Raw genomic sequence first — 21,695 nt, 5'->3', positions numbered from 1 at the left:
GATGCCCGCGAGGACATGAAACAACGCCTTGATCCGCTGATCCACGAGCGGGCACCTTGGCTGTTTTCAACACGTTGGCACCATGACTTCGCCCGGCGGGGGCTGATGTGGCTTCTGCGCTATGACCGCACCGTCGAGCTTGGCGCAGAATTCCGCGACCTGCCCACGGATGAGATCATGCGTCGCCTTGCGCAGCTCATCATCCGGGACCTGAAAGTCGAGGGGCTGGAGCATATTCCGGCCACGGGCCCGGCGCTGATCGTGTCGAACCACCCGACGGGAATTGCGGACGGGATCGTGCTGAACGCAGTCGTCTCGGCGGTGCGTGATGACCTGTTCATCTATGCCAATCACGACATCATGCGGGTTCTTCCACAATGCGGCAGCCTGATCGCCCCGGTCGAATGGCGGGTCGAAAAGCGCAGCCATGCCAAGACGCGCGCGACAATGGATTACACGCGCAAGGCGCTTGAGCGAGGTCGGATCGGGCTGATCTTTCCCTCGGGACGGCTGGCCAAGCGTCGCGGCCTGACACTGCACGAACGCCCGTGGATGGCCAGCGCCGCAATGATCGCAAAGAAGTTCGACGTGCCGGTAATCCCGCTACAGATCCGGGCGCGGAACTCGACGCTGTTCTATCTGCTGGATCTGCTTCACGCGACACTGCGCGATGTCACGCTGTTCAACGAGGTGTTGAACAAGACCTCCCAGCCCTATCGTGTGACCATCGGCCCGCCGATCCCGGCCTCGACCCTGCCCGCCCGCAGTGAGGACGGCATCCAGATGCTGCGCGAAGCCGTCCTGGCCCTGCCCGCCCCCGCGCCGAACGCGGCGCAATTCTCACAAATCCGCAGGTTGGGCCAACAGCACCGCGCAGTGGTAAAGGCCAGTCCAGTCGACTAGCCGCCCCGCGGATGGAAGCCCTGCATGGGTATTTGGAAAACGGTGAATATCGCTCATCGCGCCCGTTCTTCACTGTTTCTAAAATACCCATGCAAGGCTGAACACATTCGTGGAGCAAGCCGTCCTGGGCCCTAGATCACCATGTCATCGCGATGGATCAGCGCCGCGCGGCCCGGATAGCCCAGGATCGATTCGATCTCGTCGCTGCGATGGCCGGCGATGGCGCGGGCTTCGGTCGAGGAATAGCGCACAAGCCCGGCCGCGAGCCGCGCCCCGCGGCTGTCGAGGACCGAGACCGGATCGCCCCGTCCGAAGCGTCCCGAGACCGCGCTGACTCCCGCCGGGAGCAGCGACTTGCCGTTCGACAAAGCCACGGCCGCGCCTGCATCGACCACGATCTCACCCTTGGGCTTCATCGCCGCGATCCAGCGTTTACGCGCTGCATGCGGATCCGAGTCGGGCAGGAACCAGGTCACGCGCGCACCCTCGGCGACATTGCGCAGGGGATGCAGGACCGAGCCTTCGGCAATTGCCATTGCACAGCCCCCGGCGACCGCGGTGCGGGCGGCCATCAGCTTCGTCTTCATCCCGCCCTTGCTAAGACCCGATATCGGGTCGCCGCCCATGGCCTCGATCTCGGGCGTGATCTGGTCGACCACCGGCAGATGGCGGGCCGTGGGATCGGTCTTGGGATTGGCGGTGTAAAGCCCGTCCACATCCGACAGCAGAAGCAGCTGGTCGGCGCCGCATGTCACGGCGATCTGCGCGGCAAGACGATCGTTGTCTCCATAGCGGATCTCGTCCGTGGCGACGGTGTCATTTTCGTTCACGATCGGAACGACACCAAGGCCCAGCAGCGTCTGCATGGTCGCGCGGCTGTTCAGATAGCGGCGGCGATCGGTTGTGTCGTCCAGCGTAACCAGCAGTTGCGCCGTGGTGACGCCATGGGGCACCAGAGCCTCTTCATAGGCGCGAGCCAGACGGATCTGGCCGACCGCGGCGGCTGCCTGCGACTGCTCGACCCGCAGCGGCCCTGCCGGAAGACCCAGGACCTGGCGGCCAAGCGCGATGGCCCCCGACGAGACGAGAACAATATCCGTCCCCCGTCGCCGCGCCTGTGCCACGTCATCGCAAAGCGCACGCAGCCATTCGCCGCGCAGACCGTCAGCGCCCACCAGCAGGGCCGAACCGATCTTGACCACCAGCCGCTGCGCGCGGCCCAGTTCCGGTATCACGGCTGCCACGACCCACTGTCTTCCTGACGCAACGGCTTGCGCGAGGGTGCGATTTCGGACCAGAGCGCGCGCAGTACCGTCGCCACCCCTTCGCGCGAGACGCCCGACATCAGATGGACTGGCCCGCCGATCTCGGCCTCAAGCGCGGCGCGGCGTTCCTCGATCATCTCGGGGTCAAGGGCGTCGATCTTGTTCAGAACCGTGACGCGCGGTTTCTCGGCCAGCGCCGGAGAATAGGCTGCAAGCTCGGCCAGGATGGTGCGCGCATCGCCGGCCACGTCCTCGGACGTTCCGTCGATCAGATGCAGAAGCACACGCGAGCGTTCGACATGACCCAGAAACTGGTCGCCTAGGCCGCGACCTTCGGACGCGCCCTCGATCAGGCCGGGAATGTCAGCCATGACGAATTCATGCGCATCGATGCCGACGACGCCCAGGTTCGGGTGAAGCGTGGTGAAGGGATAATCGGCGATCTTCGGGCGGGCATTCGACACGGCCGACAGGAAGGTCGACTTGCCGGCATTCGGCAGACCCAGAAGCCCGGCATCGGCGATCAGCTTCAGGCGCAGCCACAGCGTCCGTTCAACTCCAGCCAGGCCCGGATTGGCATTGCGGGGCGCGCGGTTGGTCGAACTTTTGAAATGCAGGTTGCCGAAACCGCCATTGCCGCCCTTGGCCAGAAGAACGCGCTGGCCGGGATCGGTCAGGTCGCAGATGATGGTTTCCTGATCCTCGTCCAGGATCTCGGTCCCGACGGGAACGCGCAGCACGACGTCATCGCCCGAAGCGCCCGTGCGCTGCGACCCCATGCCGTGCTGGCCGGACTTGGCGAAGAAATGCTGCTGGAAGCGGAAGTCGATCAGGGTATTCAACCCTTCGACCGCTTCGGCCCAGACATCGCCACCGCGGCCACCGTCGCCGCCATCGGGGCCACCATATTCGATGAATTTCTCGCGACGGAAGGACACGCATCCCGCGCCTCCGCCACCCGAGCGGACATAGACCTTGGCGAGATCGAGGAACTTCACGACAGCATCCTTACAGCGGCAAAACACTGGGATACGCATATCGCGTATCCGGTTCAAGGGCAGCGTGACATTCCCGGCAGGCTTGGGCTAGATCGCCCGAGCGCCCGTGGAGAGACAAGATGCCGATCCTGACCTATGCCACCCTGATCGTCGCGATCGTTCTGGAAGTCACCGGAACCACCTTCCTGCAACGCAGCGAGCAGTTTACGCGACTGGTCCCGACCCTGATGATGGGGCTTTGCTATGCGGGATCGTTCTACTTCCTGTCCCACGCACTGCGCGCCATGCCCCTTGGCATCGCCTATGCAATCTGGAGCGGGCTGGGCATCGTCCTTGTCTCGCTGATCGGGCTTTTCGTCTTTGGCCAGCGGCTGGACGTGGCGGCGATGATCGGGCTTGGGCTGATCATTGCCGGTGTGATCGTGGTGAACCTGTTTTCCGGCAGCATCTCGCACTAGAGCGCGTGCCTGCGCCCTTAACATTTCTGCAATGAAGGCTAGATAAGGTCGAAAGGAGGGTCGAGATGATCCACTTCGACAACAGCTATGCCCGACTGCCCGAAGGATTCTTCACCCGGACCGCGCCCACCCCCGTGCGCGACCCGGCACTGATCGCGCTGAACCTGCCACTCGCAAGCCGCCTTGGCCTTGATGCCGACTGGCTGGCCGGGCCTGAAGGATTGCAGATGCTGTCGGGAAACGTCTTGCCCCAAGGTGCCGAGCCGATCGCCCAGGCCTATGCCGGGCACCAGTTCGGCGGCTTCTCTCCGCAGCTTGGCGACGGCCGCGCAGTATTGCTGGGCGAGATCGTGGCCCCCGACGGCGCGCGCTTCGACATCCAGCTGAAGGGAGCAGGGCCGACACCCTTTTCGCGTCGGGGGGACGGCCGCGCCTGGCTGGGTCCGGTCCTGCGCGAATATCTGGTCAGCGAATTCATGGCGGCTTTCGGCGTCCCGACCACGCGCGCATTGGCCGCCGTGACGACGGGCGAGACGGTGATCCGCGAAACCGTGCTGCCGGGCGCGGTCCTGACCCGGATCGCGGCAAGTCATATCCGTGTCGGCACCTTCGAGTTCTATGCCGCGCGCGGCGATCGCGAACGGCTGCGCCTGTTGGCGGAACACGTCATCGCGCGCCATTACCCGGACGCCTCGGGTGCGGCCGACCTGCTGCAACGCGTGGTCGAGGCGCAGGCCTACACCATATCCTGCTGGATGGGGCTTGGCTTCATCCACGGGGTCATGAACACCGACAACATGTCCGTTTCCGGTGAAACCATCGATTACGGCCCTTGCGCCTTCATCGACGGCTACCAGCCGGACAAGGTGTTTTCCTCGATCGACGCGCAAGGGCGTTATGCCTGGAACGAACAGCCGCGGATCGCGGTCTGGAACCTGGCACAGCTGGCAAGCTGCCTGGTGCCCCTGATGGGCAATGACGACGAGGCCGTGACCGAGGCCACGCGGATCGTCCATTCCTTCCCCGAACTCTACCAGCGCGAATGGCTGCGCCGCTTCGGTGCCAAGCTGGGTATCGCGGCGACCCGCCCCGACGACCGAGAGTTGGTCGAACGCCTGCTGAACCTGATGGCTGCCGAGCGCGCGGATTTCACCACCACTTTCGCGGCGCTTGGCGATGGCACGGCGCGGGACCAGTTCGTCGACCGGGCCGCCTTTGACGCCTGGGCCGCTGATTGGCAGGCGCGGATCGCGCCCCTCTCCGACGCGCCCGAAGTCATGGCCCGCGCCAACCCGCGGCGCATTCCACGCAATCACCGCATCGAGCAGGCGATTGCCGCTGCGCGGGATGAGGGCGATTTCACCCTGTTCCATCGGCTGGATGCGGCGCTGCGCGACCCATTTGCGGATCGCCCGGAATGGGAGGACTTGTCCCGCCCGCCTGAACCGGATGAGATCGTCCAACGCACCTTCTGCGGCACCTGATCAGCGAAAGGCCCCATGTCGTCACAAACGGACCGCATCAGACTGGCCAGCTATAACCTGCACAAGTGCAGGGGCATGACGGGGCCACATGCACCTGAACGCAACCTGCAAGTGATCGCGGACATCAAGCCCGATGTCATCGCCCTGCAAGAGGTCGATTTCCGCCTGGGCCGCCGGCCCGAGGCCCTGCCCCGCGCGCTGATCCAGGAAGCGACGGGCATGGTCCCGGCGGTCTTCAACCCGACAGGCTCGAACTCGCTGGGCTGGCATGGCCAGACCATCCTGCTGCGTCCGGAACTGATGGAGCAGGCGACTGTCCGCCGCCTTCCCTTGCCGGGGATTGAGCCACGGGGCGCGCTGGCGCTGCGCATTCCGGGGATCACCATCATCGCAGTGCATCTGGGGCTGGCGCGATCATCCCGCCGGGCGCAATTGCGCCGCATCGTTGCCCAGGCCGGGCGCATGGGCCATGACCGCCTGATCCTGACCGGCGATTTCAACGAATGGCACGACAATCGCGGGCTTGAGGCGTTGGAGCCGATGCATGTCCTGGCCCCCGGTCCCAGCTGGCCCGCCCCGTTTCCCCGCCTGCGCTATGACCGGTTCGCCGTCTCGCGCGGGATCGAGGTGGTGGATTCGGGCGTCTGGGACAGCGATATCGCGCGCCAGGCCTCGGATCATCTGCCGATCTGGGCGGATCTGGCGCTGGAACCCTGGTCCGCCGCCCCCGAACCCGGGATCATGGGCCGTGTGAGCGATAACCCTGCCGAATGAACTTTTCTGCACGCGCGAAGGCCGCTACACATCTGCGCAAACCTTGTCACGAGAGGGACGGACATGACCGCCATCATCGACATTTTCGCACGCGAGATCCTGGACAGCCGCGGCAACCCGACCGTCGAGGTCGATGTCACGCTGGAAGACGGCACGATGGGCCGCGCCGCGGTGCCCTCGGGCGCTTCGACTGGCGCCCATGAGGCCGTCGAGAAGCGCGATGGCGACAAGTCGCGCTACATGGGCAAGGGCGTGCTGGAGGCCGTCGCCGCCGTGAATGGCGAAATCGCCGAAAACCTGATCGGCGAGGACGTGACCGACCAGATCGGCATCGACCGCCTGATGATCGAGATCGACGGCACCGCGAACAAGGGCCGTCTTGGTGCGAACGCGATCCTCGGGGTCTCGCTGGCCGTGGCCAAGGCCGCAGCCGAAGCCAGCGCACAGCCGCTTTACCGCTATGTCGGGGGCACGGGCGCGCGCATCCTGCCGGTGCCGATGATGAACATCATCAATGGCGGCGAACATGCCGACAACCCGATCGACATCCAGGAATTCATGATCATGCCGGTGGCCGCGGAAAACATCCGCGAGGCCGTCCGCATGGGCTCGGAAGTCTTCCACACCCTGAAAAAGGAACTGTCGGCGGCAGGTCTCTCGACCGGGATCGGCGACGAGGGTGGCTTTGCCCCGAACCTTTCGTCGGCCCGCGATGCGCTCGACTTCATCCTGAAGGCGATCGAAAAAGCAGGCTACCAGCCCGGCGACGACATCATGCTGGCGCTCGACTGCGCGTCGACCGAGTACTTCAAGGGCGGCAAATACGAGATGAAGGGCGAAGGGAAGTCCCTGACCCCTGCCGAAAACGTCGCCTATCTTGAGGCGCTGTGCAACGACTACCCGATCCTGTCGATCGAGGACGGCTGCTCGGAAGATGACTGGGACGGCTGGAAGCTGCTGACCGACACGCTGGGCAACCGCGTGCAGTTGGTCGGCGACGACCTGTTCGTGACCAACCCCGTCCGACTGGCTGAAGGCATCGCGAAAGGCTGCGCCAACTCGCTGCTGGTCAAGGTCAACCAGATCGGTACCCTGACCGAGACGCTTGACGCCGTGCGCATGGCCGACCGCGCACGCTATACCTCGGTCATGTCGCACCGCTCGGGCGAGACCGAGGATGCGACCATCGCCGACCTCGCCGTCGCGACGAATTGCGGCCAGATCAAGACCGGCAGCCTCGCGCGTTCCGACCGGCTCGCGAAATACAACCAGCTGATCCGGATCGAGGAAATGCTGGGTGCCTCGGCAGAGTATGCCGGGCGCAGCATCCTGCGCGGCTGATCGCAGAACCAACATGCAGACAGGGCGGCCAATCGGCCGCCCTTTTCATATCCACCAGCGATGTGTCAGCGCGAAGGCACCAAGCGCCAGCCGCTTTCGGAACTCCGACGGCTGCGCTGCGGCCAGCGCCTCCAGCCCCTTCGGCGCCGCATCCAGAACGAGCTTCACGCCCGCACCGGGAAATAGGACCGGAGCCAGCGCGCGGGGCACATCGCGGCGCAGGTCGCGCGCCTCGGTGAGCTTTCCACGCGCATCCCGGGCGATTTGCGACAGGGCTTCCGCCGACGGATCCCATAGGCCCAGCCCCAGACCCTGCAATGCGGGAAGTGCTGCGAGCCAATTCGCGAGACCGAGCCCCTCGGCCTGCGCAGCAACGGCAGGCGTCGCCGCCAGCGGCCCATCAAGGGCCTCGGCGGCGAATTCCACCAGCGGCACCGCCGTTTCCCGCACATAGGCCGCAACGGCCCCGGGACCGTCATGCGGCTCACGCGCGCTGTCGCGGCGGCGCCCCTCGGCCAGCACGGCAAAGGCCGCCGCCCGCGGACCCCAGGCCTCGGCCAAGGGCGTCAGGATTTCGTGGGACGCGACCTGCCCCTCGGCGATGGCTTCCAGCCGCTCGATCCACCACTGCACACGCATTTCGGCGATCAGCGGCTCGGTCGAGGCAAGTGGCGTTCGTGCCAGCTCCAGGTTCAGCGCATAGAGCGTCAAAAGGCGCGGACACGCCCCGGCAGGGGCAAGCAGGCAGATGCCGAAGCGCTCTGGGTCATGCTCCCTGAGCTGCTCGGCGCAATGGTCAAGGCTCATGCCGGTGTCACCCCGTCGCGGATCAGCTTCCAGCGGATGGCATCGACCAGCGCCTCGAAACTTGCGTCCACGATGTTGTGCGAGACACCGACCGTCGACCAGCGGTTCCCCTGCCCGTCGGCGCTGTCGATGATGACGCGGGTGACAGCATCGGTGCCGCCCGCGGTGATGCGGACGCGGAAATCGACAAGCTGCATGTCCTCGATATGGGACTGATAGGGCCCAAGGTCCTTGGCCAGCGCGCGGGAAAGCGCGTTGACCGGGCCGCGGTCCTGACCCTCTTCGTCCATGCTTTCACTGACGGACAACATTCGTTCGTCCCCGATACGGACGACGACCACCGCCTCGGAGACGGTGATCCGGCGGCCGAGGGCGTTCTTCCTGCGCTCGACCGTGACGCGGTAGCGATCGATCTCGAAGAATTTCTTCATCCGGCCGAGTTCGGTCAGCGCGAGCAGTTCAAAGCTCGCCTGCGCGCCGTCATAGGCGTAGCCGTCATCCTCGCGGCTCTTGACCAGATCGAGGATGCGGGCAAGAGCCGGGTCGTCGCGTTCGACGATGATGCCCGCCTCGGCCAGACGCGCGCGCAGGTTCGACTGCCCCGCCTGATTGGACATCGGGATGATGCGCGCATTGCCCACCACCGCCGGTTCCACATGCTCGTAGGTCGCCGGGTTCTTCAGGATCGCGCTGGCATGCAACCCGGCCTTGTGCGCAAAGGCCGACGCCCCGACATAGGGCGCGGCACGCAGCGGGGCGCGGTTCAGGATCTCGTCCAGCCGACGCGAGATGCGGGTCAGCGCCCCCAGCCCCTCGCCCGAAACGCCGGTGCGCAGGATCGAGCGATAGGGTTCCTTCAGCAGCAGCGTCGGGATCAGCGTGGTCAGGCTGGCATTGCCACAACGTTCCCCCAGCCCGTTCAGCGTGCCCTGGATCTGGCGCACGCCTGCCTCGACCGCAGCCAGCGTGCAGGCAACTGCGTTGCCGGTGTCGTCATGGCAATGAATGCCCAGCCGGTCACCCGGAATGCCCGCTGCGATCACCTCCTGCACGATGCGCCCGACCTTTGCCGGCAGGGTGCCGCCATTCGTGTCGCAAAGAACGATCCAGCGCGCGCCCGATGTCAGCGCGGCCCGAAGGCAGGACAGCGCGTAATCCGGGTCATCGGCATAACCGTCAAAGAAATGCTCGGCATCGAAAAGCGCCTCGCGTCCCGAGGCGACCAGATGCGCGACCGAGGCGCTGATGTTCTGCAGGTTCTCGTCCAGCGTGATGCCCAATGCCTCGCGGACGTGAAACGGATGGGTCTTGCCCACCAGACAGACCGCGGGCGTGCCCGCATCCATGACGGCCGCCAGCACGTCGTCATTCTCCGCCGAACGCCCCGCGCGCTTGGTCATGCCGAAGGCGGTCATCGTCGCACGGGTCGTGGGCGCCGAGGCGAAGAAGTCGCTGTCGGTCGGATTCGCGCCCGGCCAGCCGCCCTCGATATAATCGACGCCAAGCTGGTCCAGCATCCCCGCGATCTCGGCCTTTTCGGCGGAAGAGAACTGCACGCCCTGCGTCTGCTGCCCGTCACGCAAGGTGGTGTCGTAAAGATAAAGGCGATCGGTCACAGCAATGCCCCCAGACGAGAGACATCAAGCCGCGGCCCGGCCAGCAACTCGACCCCGGCCTTTGACATGCGCACTTCCACGCCCGCCTCGGTCAGCGCCGTCTTCAGCGCGTCGACCGAGCCGAAGCTTTTGGTCTGCATCGCCTCGACCCGCAGATCGGTCAGCTTCTGGGTCAATTCTTCCAACGCGTCCTTGACCGAAAAATTGACGTTCGCAATGCTGGCAAGATCGTGCCGCATCCAGTCGCCCATTTCGGGCTGCAGCAGACCCAGGAAGCGTGCCGAGGCCAGCAGCAACGCCGGATCATCACGCAAGCCGTGCAGCACCGCGATTGCGCCTGCGGTATTCAGGTCATCGGCCAGCGCCTCGATGATGCGGGGATCGGGCGCGGGGGCGGGTTCGACCCCCTTGGTCAGGACGCGCCAGTCCCACAGGGTATCCTCGGCCGCCTGGGCCTTGTCGGCTGTCCAGTCCATCGGCTTGCGGTAATGCGTCGACAGCAGCACGAAGCGGATCACCTCGCCCGGCACACGCGTTTCCAGCAGGTCGCGGACGGTGAAGAAATTGCCCAGCGATTTGGACATCTTCTTGCCTTCAACCTGAAGCATCTCGTTATGCAGCCAGACGCGGGCGAAATCGCCATGCGGATGGGCGCAGCAGCTTTGCGCGATCTCGTTCTCGTGGTGGGGGAATTGCAGGTCGATCCCGCCCGCATGGATGTCGAAGCTTTCGCCCAGCAACTCATAGGCCATGGCCGAGCATTCGATATGCCAGCCCGGACGCCCCCGACCCCAGGGGCTGTCCCAGCCCGGCAGGTCGGCATCGGACGGCTTCCACAACACGAAATCCATCGGATCGCGCTTGAAGGGCGCGACCTCGACCCGCGCGCCCGCGATCATGTCATCGACCGACCGGCCCGAAAGGCGACCGTATTCGGGGAAAGAGCGCACATCGAACAGCACATGCCCTTCGGCTGCATAGGCGTGCCCCTGCGCGATCAGCGTGCCGATCATGTCGATCATCTGCTGGATGTAATCGGTCGCGCGCGGCTCGTGATCAGGACGCTCCGCCCCCAGCGCGTCCATGTCGGCGTGATACCAGGCAATGGTTTCCTCGGTCCGTTCGCGGATCAGATCCTCAAGCGTGCCGGGCGCGCCGGCTGCCTTGCGGGCAGCGGCGCTGGCGTTGATCTTGTCATCGACATCGGTGAAATTGCGCACATAGGTCACGTTCCCGGCGCCATAGACTTCGCGCAGAAGCCGCACCAGCACGTCGATCACCACGACGGGACGGGCATTGCCCAGATGCGCGCGGTCATAGACCGTCGGGCCGCACAGATAAAGCCGCACGTTTTCGGGGTCCAGCGGCCGGAAGACCTCTTTCCCCCGGGTCTTGGTATTCGTCAGTCTGATATCGACCATGACTTCCCTCGAAATTGGGCATCCCGAACCTCTCCCGGCGCGGGCGTCATAGGTCACGAAGTAACGCCCGCCTGAATTTTCAGCCGGTAATGATGCAACGGATGGTGGCGGCGTGCAGCTTCATGCCGCTGCCTTAAACCATCGTCTTGTCTCTGCCAAGAGACGCTGCAAAACTCGCATCATGAGCCGAGACCTAGTCAACGAGCTATGTGCCGCGCAGCCGGGGGCCGAATGGTCCGACCCCTGGGGCGGAGGCCATGATTGCTGGAAAATCGGTGGCAAGACCTTTGCCGTGACGGGCACCGCTGGCACCCATGTCGCGGTCAAGACCGAAAGCGCCGAACTTGCCGCCTTCCTGATCGAAACCGGCGTTGCCGAACACGCCCCTTACCTGCACCGAAGCTGGGTCGCCCTGCCCCTTGATTCGGCGCCGGACGAGCTGGCCCACCGCATCCGCCACAGCTATCGCCTGGTGCGGACGGGATTGCCGAAGAAGGTGCAGGTCGGACTGCCCCCCTTCTGAACGAAGTGGGGCCGGCCCCCATCGCAAAGGACCGACCCCGGAATGGCAGGCCCCGGCCGGAGCGACTCGAAACCGGAACTGCCGCCAAACCCTTTTGCGCCCTAGCTGGGCACCTGTGCGGCAAGCTGTTGCAGCAGGGTGTCCATCTGCTTGCAAAGCGCTTCCTCGGTCGTCTTCTGCTCGGTGGCGGCATCCGCCAGCGAACGCTCTACCCCCATTGCGGAAACGGTGCCTTCCTTGCCCTTGGCCTCGGCGGCGTCGCCCTTGGCGGTGTCACCGGCCGGGATCATGGCGAGAAGCTTGGTCTGGGTCTCGACCGCCTTGCCGTCGATGAAGCCCTTTTGCTGGCAATAGGTCAGCACACCCAACTGGTTGCGCGCGCTTTCATATGCAGCACCATTGTCCTGCACGGGCGCCGCCGCAGGAGCCTGGGTCGTCGCCGGGGCGGCAGGAGCCGCGGGCGCGGCCTCTTGCGCAAGGGCGATGCCTGCGGTCAGCGCCGAAGCGGCCAAGGCGAGTGCGGGAAGAATGGCGGAACGTGCGATCATTATGGATCTCCGTCTGTTGCATTGCCTTTCGAACGTGGCACGGCTGGCCGCAGGTCGCAAATGCGGCGTGGCGATATCTTGCCGCCAACGCCTTGAATCAGCGGAAAAGCACCAGCGAACCCGGCGACCAACTCACATTCGCGCGTGTTCCGACATCCTGCACTTCGCGGCCAAAGACGTTGCGCATGGCGATGCGGACGGGCCGCGCCTTGCCGTCGAAACTGGCCGAGCCGTCCAGCCGGACGTCGTAATAGGTCATGTCGCCATAATAGACGACCTCGTCGATGACGCCCCCCGTGACCCGGCCCTGCCCCGATTGCGACGCGGACAGAAGAGATACCGCCTCGGGCCGGAACCCGACCGAGGGGCCGTCGTCACCGGGATCGGCGCTGCTGACGTTTCTGGCCGGAATCACCACCCGGCCCAGGCCCGAAACCTCGACCTCGATCCCATCTTGCGTCTCGCCCAGGATGCGGGCGGGCAGGAAATTCATTACGCCGATGAAATTCGCGACTCGGCGGCTGGTCGGGCGCGCATACAGCGCCTCGGGCCCGTCAAGCTGGGCGATCTGCCCCTCGAACATGACCGCGATGCGGTCGGACATGACCAGCGCCTCTTCCTGGTCATGGGTGACAAGGACGAAGGTGATGCCCACCTGGCGTTGCAGCTTGATCAATTCAACCTGCATCTGTTCGCGCATCTTGCGGTCCAGTGCCGAAAGCGGTTCGTCCAGAAGCAGCACCTTGGGCTTCAGGATCAGCGCGCGGGCCAGAGCCACGCGCTGCCGCTGCCCGCCCGACAGCGCGTGCGAGGCGCGCTTGCCATACCCCTTCAGCCCCACCATCTCCAGCGCCTGCTCGACCGCGGCGGCCTTTTCGGCCTTCGAGCGCGGATCCCGGCGCAGGCCAAAGCCGACATTTTCAGCCACGGTCAGGTGCGGAAAGATCGCATAGGACTGAAAAACCATATTGGTCGGGCGGCTGTTCGCCGGCACACCGTCCATGTCCTGCCCGTCGATCAGGACCACCCCTTCGGAAATGTCCTCGAACCCGGCGATCGTGCGCAGAAGCGTAGTCTTGCCGCAACCCGATGGCCCCAACAGCGAGAAGAACTCGCCCGCGCGGATGGTCAGATCGATGCCCCGCAAGGCGTGATAGTCGCCGTAATGCTTCTGGACCCCCTTGATCTCGATCATCGGACGCGCCGTCGCGGTCCTGGCGCGATGCGCGGCGGTGCTGCTGCTGGGCGTGGTCACAAGAAGCCTCCGGTATCCTTGGCGCCGGTCTTGGCAAGGCCGCGACGGCGGAAATATTCGGCAATTGTCAAAAGGATGATGGACATGAAGACCAGCACCGTTCCCAGCGCCATGATCATCGGTGTCTGCTTGGGAAAGCGCAGCTGGCTGAAGATATAGGTCGGCAGCGTCGGTTCGTTCCCGGCCAGGAAGAAGGCGATGATGAATTCGTCCAGGCTGATCGTGAAGCTCATCAGCAGCGAGGAAATGATCCCCGGCATGACCAGCGGCAGGATGACCAGCCGGAACGCGCTCCATTTCGTTTCGCCAAGGTCATAGGCTGCCTCCTCCAGCGAGCGGTCGAGCGAGTTGAACGCGGTGCTGAGGATGACTGTCGCATAGGGCATGCAGATCAGCGTGTGGCCCAGGATCACCGTCAGGATGTTCAGCTTGATGCCGATCGACAGCAGAACCACCAGAAGCGAGATCGAGACGATGATCTCGGGCAGGACCAGCGGCAGCATGATCAGGCCCATGATCGCACCCTTGCCCGGAAACTCGAACCGGGTCGAGGCGCGCGCGGCAAAGACGCCAAGGCATGTCGCGAAGATCGACGAGGAGACGGCAATGGTCAGCGAGTTCATCAGTGCGCGCCGCATCGACGCGTTCTCGAACATCTGGACGAACCACTGCGTGGTGAACCCCTTCAGCGGAAAGGCAATCACGGTCCCCGCATTGAACGCAAAGACCGGCAGCAGCAGGATCGGGGCGTACAGGAACAGAAGATAGGCGATCGCATAGATCCGCAGCCCGCCGCCCTTCATTGCCGCACCTTCAGGAAGCGGCGGTTCACGGCCACAAACAGAAGGCTGAGGATCGCGACCACCAGCATGGCCGAAACTGCCAGTGCCGAACCCATCGGGCGGTTGTCCAGGTCCAGCATCTGCGCCTGGATCATGTTCGCGATCATCGGAATCTTGCCGCCCCCGATCAGCGCCGGGGTCACATAGTCCCCGATGGTCGGAATGAAGACGATCAGCGATGCCGCAACCACACCCGGCATCGCCAGCGGCAGGGTCACGCGCCAGAACGTCATTGCCCGGCTTTCGCCAAGGTCGCGCCCAGCCTCAAGTAGCGAGCGGTCGATCTTTTCCAGCGCGATGAAGATTGGCAGGATCGCGAAGGGCGCATAGGCATGGGCCAGCGTGATCACCATCGAGTTGACGTTATACAGGATGAAGGTCAGCGGCTGGTCGATGATGCCAAGCGTTTTCAGGCCCGAATTGATGACCCCGTTATAGCCCAGGATCACCTTCCACAGGAAAACCCGGATCAGATAGCTGGTCCAGAACGGGATGGTGATCAGGAAAAGCCACAGCGACTTGCGCTCGGCCGAGACGGCGAAGCTGAGGAAATAGGCCACCGGAAAGGCCAGGAGCACCGTAACCGCCGTGACCAGCGCGGCCACCCCCAGCGAACGGCGCAAAATGGTGTGAAAGATCGGGTCCGACCAGACCGCGCGATAGTTCTCCAGAGTGAATTCGCGGATCACCGTCAGATAGCCGTCCTTCAGGAAGGAATAGGCCAGGATGGTCAGCAGCGGCGCCGCCATGACCAGGACGGCATAGGCCAGCGGAGGAGAGATCAGGGTCAGCCCCTGTGTCGCTTGCGATCGGCTACCTGTCGCCATGCCCTGTCCTTCTTGCCGCGAACGGTCCGCTTTTGTTGCGCAAATTTTCCACAATGCCGCGACAAGTGAAAGGAGTTTTAGCGGTCCCCGATGCTGTTGCTTAGCCTGCCTGAAACTTCGCCACGACCTCTCGTTGATGGGGCGCGCGCCGATGCTCGACCAGGTAGATGCCCTGCCATGTCCCCAGAACCATCCGACCGCCTTCCACCGGGATATGCAGGCTGGTGGGCAGCACCGCCGACTTCAGATGCGCAGGCATGTCGTCCGGCCCTTCGGCGCGATGCGTGATCCAGCCCATCGCGGGATCGTCCGCCGGGGGTGCGATCCGGCCCAACCAGTTCAGCAGGTCGCGGCGCACATCGGGATCCGCGTTTTCCTGAATCAGAAGCGAACACGAGGTATGGCGCACGAACAGCGTCACCACCCCCTCCTCCGCGCGGATATTGGAAAGCCAGCCTGCGATGTCGCGCGTGATTTCATGCAAGGCGGGTCCGCGCGTCTGAACGCGGAACCGCGTCAACGTCACTCTGCTGCCTCTTCGGGTGCCGGAAGGCTGCCGCCGTCATGGTCAAGGCCAAGACGCTTCTGCGTCCGCGCGCCCAACTCGCGCAGCATCTCGGCTTGCCGGATGACGTTACCCGAGCCGCGCGACAGGCGGTCCATGGCGGTGGCGTGGCTTTTCTGCGCCTTGTCCAGCGCCACGCCCACCTCTTCGATCGAGGAAACGAAGCCATGCAGCTTGTCGTAAAGCTGTCCCGCCCGCGCGGCGATCTGCATCGCGTTCGATTCGCGCCGTTCTACCGTCCAGATGTGATCGACGGTGCGCAGCGTCAGCATCAGCGTGGTCGGCGTCGCCAAACCCACGCGGTTTTCCATCGCGTGGCGCGCCAGGTCGGGATCAACGCGCAGCGCCTCGGAAAACGCGCCTTCGACCGGGATGAACATCAGCACGTAATCGACCGAACCGTCGTCCAGCGCCTGGTAGCCCTTGGCCGCGAGGCTTGCGACATGCCCCCGGACCGAGGCGACATGCCGCCGCAGGGCGGCTTCGCGCGCGACCGGATCCTCGGCGTTCACGGCTTCTTCATAGGCGTTCAGCGATACCTTGCTGTCGATCACCAGCAGCTTGCGCTGCGGCATCTTCACGATCACATCCGGGCGCCACAGCTTGCCGTCACCGTCGCGATGGCTGGTCTGGGTCTGGTAATGCGTCCCTTCGATCAGGCCGGAATCCTCAAGGATGCGCTCCAGGATCATCTCGCCCCAGGCGCCGCGCTTCTGGCTGTCGCCTTTCAGCGCGCGGGTCAGCGCCACCGCCTCTTGCGAGATCTGTTCGGAACGCTTGTGCAGGTACTCGATCTGCTCCTTCAGGCGCGCGCGTTCTTCGTCGGTGGCCTTGTTCCGGGCCTGTAATTCGGTCTGGAAGCGGTTCACCTGATCGCGGAACGGCGTCAGCAGCGCGTTCAACTGGTCGCCGTGGGACTTCTGCATCTCGGCCCCCTGAACGCGCAGGGTCTCGTTTGCCATCAGGCGGAAATGCCCGGTCATCTCTTGGCGCAGCTCGCGCAGGGTCAGGATCTCGCGCTCGGCCGCTTCGCGGTCCTTGTCCGAGGCAAGCCGCGCCTCGGCCAACTGGCGCTGGGATTGCGCCAGAAGATTGCGTTCCCGGTGCAGCGCGTCGGTCAGGCCATCGCGCTCCTCCACCAGCTCCTGAAGACGCTGGGCCAGGGATTCGGCCTTGGTCTCGATGCGGCTGATCTTCAGCAGATGGTCCTGGGTGGCGCGGCCCTCTTCCTCCAGCCGGGCGCGCAGGCCCTGTTCGGCCAGCGCCGCCTCTCGGGCCACGCGCTCGGATGAGCGCCTTGTGCGCGACAGCGCGACCCCCAAGCCCAGGATGGCGGCAAGCGCCAGGATCAGCAGCACCCGAAGGTTATCGCCAATCGCAAGCCATTGCTGGATATGTTCCGTCACTCTGCCCACCTTCGCCGGGCCGTCGCCGCGGCCGCCGTTCTTCTTGGGCGTAACTGTTCACCTTTTACCCCGGAAATGCAAGAAGCAGACGTCCCGACAGGAACCGGGACGGCCATTTTCTCCAGGGAAATCGGGGAAGTTCAGGCCGAGGCCGCGCGCAGTTCAGACAGCATGAAGTCCAGCAACCCCTGCGCGAACGAGGTCTGATCGCTGACCTGGACGCCCTGTTCAGCCACCCAGTCGAACAGGATCCCCGCAGTCGAGGTGCCAAACCCCATCTTCCATTTCGAAAATTGCCGGCCTCGCTGGGTGCCCTGCCACAGGAATTCCACATCGCGGTGGCGGGGGTCCGCAACGATCAGGTCGCCGACATCGGCCAGCGCATCGGACGGCCCTTCCAGCCACTGATAGAAGGAACCGTCCTCAAGATGCAGATAGCCGGTCAGGTCCAGAACGCTGTTACGCGCCCTCGACTCGGCCAGGATATCCGCACAGCCGGTGGACCTCGCGGTCAGCGAAGTCCGGCTCCGGTAGAGAAAGAAAGAGGTCTCCACTTACTGATCCAGGAAGGACCGCAGCTTGCGCGAACGAGACGGGTGCTTGAGCTTGCGCAGCGCCTTGGCCTCGATCTGACGGATACGTTCGCGGGTCACGCTGAACTGCTGGCCGACCTCTTCCAACGTGTGGTCGGTGTTCATGCCGATGCCGAAGCGCATCCGCAGAACCCGCTCTTCCCGCGGAGTAAGGCTGGCGAGGACGCGCGTCGTGGTTTCCTTCAGGTTTTCCTGAATGGCGGAATCCAGCGGCAGGACCGCGTTCTTGTCCTCGATGAAATCGCCAAGCTGGCTGTCTTCCTCGTCCCCGATTGGGGTTTCGAGAGAGATCGGCTCCTTGGCGATCTTCATCACCTTGCGGACCTTTTCCAGCGGCATCTGCAGCTTTTCGGCCAATTCCTCCGGGGTCGGCTCGCGGCCGATCTCGTGCAGCATCTGGCGTCCGGTGCGGACGAGCTTGTTGATCGTCTCGATCATGTGGACCGGAATCCGGATGGTCCGGGCCTGATCCGCGATCGAACGCGTGATCGCCTGACGGATCCACCAGGTCGCATAGGTCGAGAACTTGTAGCCGCGCCGATACTCGAACTTGTCGACGGCCTTCATCAGGCCGATATTGCCTTCCTGAATAAGATCAAGGAATTGCAGACCACGGTTCGTGTATTTTTTAGCAATCGAGATCACCAGGCGAAGGTTCGCCTCGACCATTTCCTTCTTGGCCTGGCGAGCTTCCTTCTCGCCGCGCTGGACCTGGTTCACGATCCGGCGGAATTCCTCGATATCGACGCCGACATGCTGGCCGACCATGGCCATGTCGCCGCGAAGCTGCTCGACCTGACTGCGCGATTTCTCCAGCAGGACCTGCCAGCCGCGACCCTTGTTGCCCGCCATGCGGTCGACCCAGGTCGGGTCAAGCTCGGCGCCGCGATAGGCGTCGATGAACTCGCGGCGGTTGATGCGGGCCGCGTCGGCCAGCTTCACCATGCCCGAGTCGATGGTCACGATGCGGCGGTTGATGCCATAGATCTGGTCGACCAGCGCCTCGATCCGGTTGTTGTGCAGGTGCAGTTCGTTGACCAGCGCAACGATGCGCGAACGCAGCAGCTGATACGCGATCTCGTCCTTGGCCGAGAAGCTGCCATCCTCGTTCAGGGTGGCGGACATGCGGTTGTCCTGCATGTGCGCCAGTTCTTCATAGCCCTGCGCAATCGCTTCCAGCGTCTCAAGAACCTTGGGCTTCAGCGTGGCTTCCATCGCGGAAAGCGACAGGTTCTGGCCGTCCTCGTCCTCTTCCTCGTCTTCGGACCGGCGCATCGGGTTGCCGTCGGCGTCCAGCTCATCCTCGCCCCGGGCCGTGCTCGGGCCGGCGGCATTGGCGCGCGGCGTCTCTTCGGTCAGGACTTCCTCGTCCTCACCCTCTTCGTCCATCGAGCGGCCGAAGGTGGTTTCAAGGTCGATCACGTCGCGCAGAAGGATGTCTTCTTCCAGAAGCTCCTGCCGCCACATCGTGATGGCCTTGAAGGTCAGCGGGCTTTCGCAAAGCCCGGCGATCATGGTGTTGCGCCCAGCCTCGATGCGCTTCGCGATGGCGATCTCGCCCTCGCGCGACAGCAACTCGACCGAACCCATCTCGCGCAGATACATCCGCACCGGGTCGTCGGTGCGGTCCAGCTTCTCGGTCTCGGTCGTCGCGATGGCAATCTCGCGCGACCCGGTGCTGGTGGTCGCGACCTGGCCGCCCGTCTCGCCGTCGTCCGCCTCCTCATCGTTTTCGACGACGCGAATGTCCATTTCGGACAGCATCGACATCACGTCCTCGATCTGGTCGGAACTGGCTTGCTCCGGCGGCAGGACGGCATTGAGTTGGTCATAGGTAATGAAGCCGCGCTCGCGCCCCTCGGCGATCATGCGCTTCACCGCCGCCTGGCTCATGTCCAGCGAGTGATCGTCGTCCTTGGTGTCGGGCTTCTGGTCGTCGTCGTTGGCTGCCATGCTGGCTCCCTTGAAGCGGTGATTCGCGAATCGGCGAATCGGGATCGGCTTTAGGCCGTTTTTATCGAAGTCGCGGCGGGAATCAAATCCCGGCCCGGACTTGCGGCGAGCGTGATTCGGCGTCGGTGATTCGGCCGTCTCCGACCTCATCCGGCACCCCGGTCAGCGGCGCGGCTTGCGCCAGATTTCGTTTTCCAGCGCAGCCTTCAGCTGCGCCGACAGCGCCGCGCGGTCTTCTCCCAGATCGGAAAAGTCCGAAAGCGAGGGATGATCCGCCTGCTGGCGGGCGCGGGCGGATTGAGCGACGCGCCATGTCAGTCCCTCGTCTGCCAGACCCTGGATCTCGGCCTCGGCACGGGCAATCTCGTCACGCGCGACGCGGCGAGCCTCGATCCGGTCCAGCGCATTGGCAAGGATCTCGGCGGCGGCATCGCCCTCTTGCGGACGCAGGATCGCCGGAGCGGCTTTGACATGGGGCTCGGCCATGATGCTTTCAAGGGCGCGCTGCCCCGCCTGCGACTGGCTTCCCGCCAGCAGGTCATGAACCAGCGCCGCGCGCTCGGCATCCGTGGGGTCCAGGCGTTCAAGACGCAGCTCGACCGGCGCGATCAGTTCGGGGTGGGTCGCGCAGATCGCCAGAATCATCGCCTCGATCATCTCTTCCGCTTCCCGCTCGCCCGCGCCGGGCAAGGACAGGCGCGACGCACGCGTCGACGGTACCGGCGCCGCCGGGACAATCGACGCGCCGCGGATCCCCCGCGGCTGCCAGGGCGCGCGCGGGCGCTCGGCCTGCGGCTCGCGGCGGCGGGCGCCGAAAAGCTCCCATTTCATCTGCTTCAACGCCATGAAGTAATGGTCGCGGGTGTCCTTGTCGGGGATCTTGCCGATCGCGTCCCCCAGCGCCTTGTCCAGCGCGGCCTTGCGTTCGGGACTGTCGAAGACCTTGCCCTCGGTCTCGCGCCGCCAAAGCAGATCGACCAGAGGCCGCGACTCGTCCAGCACTGACGACATGGCGGAAGCGCCCCGTGCGCGGATCAGATCGTCGGGATCCTGCCCTTCGGGAAGGAAGGCAAAGCGCAGCGCCTGTCCGGGGGCGGTCAGCGGAAGCGCCAGATCGATCAGCCGAATCGCGGCGCGCAGCCCTGCCGTGTCGCCGTCCAACGAGATGACCGGCTCGGGCGAGACGCGCCACATCAGCCGCAGCTGATCCTCGGTGATTGCGGTGCCAAGGGGCGCGACCGCGCCTTCGAAGCCGGCGCGCACCAGCGCGATCACGTCCATATAGCCTTCGGCGACAATCAGCGGCTTGCCCCGCGCGACCGCCGCACGCGCCGGCCCGATATTGTAAAGGTTCCGCCCCTTGTCGAAGAGCGGCGTTTCCGGACTGTTCAGATACTTGGCCCGCGCATTCGGGTCCATCGAGCGCCCGCCGAAAGCGATGCAACGCCCGCGACCGTCGCGGATCGGGAACATGATCCGGCCCCTGAAGCGGTCAAACGGCGCACCGCCGTCATCGGGCCGGGCTGCCAGGCCCGCCTCGACAATCAGCGCGTCCGAGATCCCCTTTGAGCGCAGGGCATTGAACAGCCCCTGCCTTTGGTCCGGCGCAAAGCCGATGCCGAATTGCTCGCAAGCCTGGGCGTCAAGGCCGCGCCGGGCCAGATAGTCGCGCGCATCCGCGGCCACGCCCATGCCAAGCTGCATCCGGAACCAGCGCACGGCCTGCTCCATGACTTCGACCAGCTCGGTCCGGCGGTCCGCCCTCTCGACACTGCGGGGATCGCGTTCGGGCATCTGCAGCCCAGCCTCGGATGCCAGAAGCGAGACGGCGTCGATGAAGCCCATCCCCTCGGCCTCGCGCAGGAAACTCAGCGCGTCGCCTTTGGCATGGCAACCGAAGCAATAGTAAAATCCCTTCTGGTCATCGACGTGAAAGGAGGCCGTCTTTTCGCCGTGGAACGGACAAGGCGCCCACCAATCGCCCTTGGCCTGGTTCGAGCGGCGCAGATCCCACGTCACCTTGCGCCCGATCACGCGCGACAGGGGCACGCGGGCACGGATTTCATCAAGGAACTGGGGCGGAAGACTCATGGCGTCATTTATCGGTTCGCGGCGG

At 64.7% G+C, this 21,695-nt stretch carries 20 protein-coding genes; 6 read left to right on the top strand and 14 right to left on the bottom strand.

From position 1 onward, the window contains the following. The first annotated feature begins 15 nt into the window (after window positions 1–15). Window positions 16–903 carry a 1-acyl-sn-glycerol-3-phosphate acyltransferase gene (locus RM190_RS05240; RefSeq protein WP_311758355.1) on the top strand — a complete coding sequence of 296 codons (888 nt, stop codon included), beginning with the start codon at window positions 16–18 and terminating at the stop codon, window positions 901–903. A gap of 131 nt (window positions 904–1,034) precedes the next feature. On the opposite strand, the gene proB is transcribed toward RM190_RS05240, so the two are convergent. Continuing rightward, window positions 1,035–2,147 carry a glutamate 5-kinase gene (gene proB / locus RM190_RS05235; protein ID WP_311758354.1) on the bottom strand — a complete coding sequence of 371 codons (1,113 nt, stop codon included), beginning with the start codon at window positions 2,145–2,147 and terminating at the stop codon, window positions 1,035–1,037. Then, window positions 2,135–3,166, bottom strand: a complete 1,032-nt coding sequence (gene obgE / locus RM190_RS05230) for a GTPase ObgE (RefSeq protein WP_311758353.1) — start codon at window positions 3,164–3,166, stop codon at window positions 2,135–2,137. The genes proB and obgE overlap by 13 nt, the downstream gene beginning before the upstream one ends. 119 nt (window positions 3,167–3,285) lie before the next feature. Here obgE and RM190_RS05225 point away from each other — a divergent pair, with 119 nt between their 5' ends. The 4 genes from RM190_RS05225 to eno all read left to right on the top strand — a co-directional run bounded on the left by RM190_RS05225 (window position 3,286) and on the right by eno (window position 7,223). Next, the gene (locus RM190_RS05225) at window positions 3,286–3,624 is read left to right on the top strand and encodes a DMT family transporter (protein ID WP_311758352.1); all 339 of its coding nucleotides are present in this window, start codon (window positions 3,286–3,288) and stop codon (window positions 3,622–3,624) included. Window positions 3,625–3,689: 65 nt separating this feature from the next. After that, window positions 3,690–5,108, top strand: a complete 1,419-nt coding sequence (locus RM190_RS05220) for a protein adenylyltransferase SelO (protein ID WP_311758351.1) — start codon at window positions 3,690–3,692, stop codon at window positions 5,106–5,108. 15 nt (window positions 5,109–5,123) lie between these two features. Next, window positions 5,124–5,882, top strand: coding sequence for an endonuclease/exonuclease/phosphatase family protein (locus RM190_RS05215; protein ID WP_311758350.1), 759 nt, complete (start codon window positions 5,124–5,126; stop codon window positions 5,880–5,882). Between the two features lie 63 nt (window positions 5,883–5,945). Next, the gene (eno, locus tag RM190_RS05210) at window positions 5,946–7,223 is read left to right on the top strand and encodes a phosphopyruvate hydratase (protein WP_311758349.1); all 1,278 of its coding nucleotides are present in this window, start codon (window positions 5,946–5,948) and stop codon (window positions 7,221–7,223) included. A 45-nt stretch (window positions 7,224–7,268) separates the two neighbouring features. On the opposite strand, the gene RM190_RS05205 is transcribed toward eno, so the two are convergent. The 3 genes from RM190_RS05205 to cysS are packed head-to-tail and all read right to left on the bottom strand — an operon-like array spanning window position 7,269 to window position 11,067. Then, window positions 7,269–8,030 carry a squalene/phytoene synthase family protein gene (locus RM190_RS05205; RefSeq protein WP_311758348.1) on the bottom strand — a complete coding sequence of 254 codons (762 nt, stop codon included), beginning with the start codon at window positions 8,028–8,030 and terminating at the stop codon, window positions 7,269–7,271. Beyond that, window positions 8,027–9,646 (bottom strand): citramalate synthase, encoded by a 1,620-nt coding sequence (gene cimA, locus RM190_RS05200; RefSeq protein ID WP_311758347.1) that lies wholly within the window; start codon window positions 9,644–9,646, stop codon window positions 8,027–8,029. Before cimA ends, RM190_RS05205 begins: the two co-directional genes overlap by 4 nt. Next, entirely contained in the window at window positions 9,643–11,067 is a 1,425-nt protein-coding gene (gene cysS / locus RM190_RS05195; protein WP_311758346.1) for a cysteine--tRNA ligase, read from the bottom strand. Before cysS ends, cimA begins: the two co-directional genes overlap by 4 nt. A gap of 181 nt (window positions 11,068–11,248) precedes the next feature. On the opposite strand from cysS, the gene RM190_RS05190 reads away from it, so the two are divergent. Then, complete coding sequence (locus tag RM190_RS05190) at window positions 11,249–11,590, top strand: MmcQ/YjbR family DNA-binding protein (protein ID WP_311758345.1); 342 nt, start codon at window positions 11,249–11,251, stop codon at window positions 11,588–11,590. A 101-nt stretch (window positions 11,591–11,691) separates the two neighbouring features. Here RM190_RS05190 and RM190_RS05185 read toward each other — a convergent pair whose 3' ends face one another. The 9 genes from RM190_RS05185 to dnaG all read right to left on the bottom strand — a co-directional run bounded on the left by RM190_RS05185 (window position 11,692) and on the right by dnaG (window position 21,670). Next, window positions 11,692–12,138 (bottom strand): pore-forming ESAT-6 family protein, encoded by a 447-nt coding sequence (locus RM190_RS05185; RefSeq protein WP_311758344.1) that lies wholly within the window; start codon window positions 12,136–12,138, stop codon window positions 11,692–11,694. A gap of 97 nt (window positions 12,139–12,235) precedes the next feature. Further along, entirely contained in the window at window positions 12,236–13,333 is a 1,098-nt protein-coding gene (locus tag RM190_RS05180; RefSeq protein WP_311758459.1) for an ABC transporter ATP-binding protein, read from the bottom strand. Between the two features lie 56 nt (window positions 13,334–13,389). Next, on the bottom strand, window positions 13,390–14,196 hold the full coding sequence (locus RM190_RS05175; protein ID WP_311758343.1) for an ABC transporter permease: 807 nt from the start codon (window positions 14,194–14,196) through the stop codon (window positions 13,390–13,392). After that, entirely contained in the window at window positions 14,193–15,062 is an 870-nt protein-coding gene (locus RM190_RS05170; RefSeq protein ID WP_311758342.1) for an ABC transporter permease, read from the bottom strand. Before RM190_RS05170 ends, RM190_RS05175 begins: the two co-directional genes overlap by 4 nt. Before the next feature lie 100 nt (window positions 15,063–15,162). Continuing rightward, window positions 15,163–15,588, bottom strand: a complete 426-nt coding sequence (locus RM190_RS05165) for a secondary thiamine-phosphate synthase enzyme YjbQ (protein WP_311758341.1) — start codon at window positions 15,586–15,588, stop codon at window positions 15,163–15,165. Then, window positions 15,585–17,033, bottom strand: coding sequence for a DNA recombination protein RmuC (rmuC, locus tag RM190_RS05160; RefSeq protein ID WP_311758340.1), 1,449 nt, complete (start codon window positions 17,031–17,033; stop codon window positions 15,585–15,587). Before rmuC ends, RM190_RS05165 begins: the two co-directional genes overlap by 4 nt. A gap of 140 nt (window positions 17,034–17,173) precedes the next feature. Continuing rightward, window positions 17,174–17,587, bottom strand: a complete 414-nt coding sequence (locus RM190_RS05155) for a BLUF domain-containing protein (protein WP_311758339.1) — start codon at window positions 17,585–17,587, stop codon at window positions 17,174–17,176. Next, window positions 17,588–19,579, bottom strand: coding sequence for an RNA polymerase sigma factor RpoD (gene rpoD, locus RM190_RS05150; RefSeq protein ID WP_311758338.1), 1,992 nt, complete (start codon window positions 19,577–19,579; stop codon window positions 17,588–17,590). Between the two features lie 162 nt (window positions 19,580–19,741). After that, a complete protein-coding gene (gene dnaG, locus RM190_RS05145; protein WP_311758337.1) occupies window positions 19,742–21,670 on the bottom strand; it encodes a DNA primase in 1,929 nt (642 codons plus the stop codon). Between the last annotated feature and the right edge of the window lie 25 nt (window positions 21,671–21,695).

Source organism: Paracoccus broussonetiae (genome assembly GCF_031854425.1).
Taxonomy (GTDB): domain Bacteria; phylum Pseudomonadota; class Alphaproteobacteria; order Rhodobacterales; family Rhodobacteraceae; genus Paracoccus; species Paracoccus broussonetiae.
The sequence above is the reverse complement of the archived record's forward strand: the minus strand, read 5'-3'. Positions and strand labels throughout refer to the sequence as shown.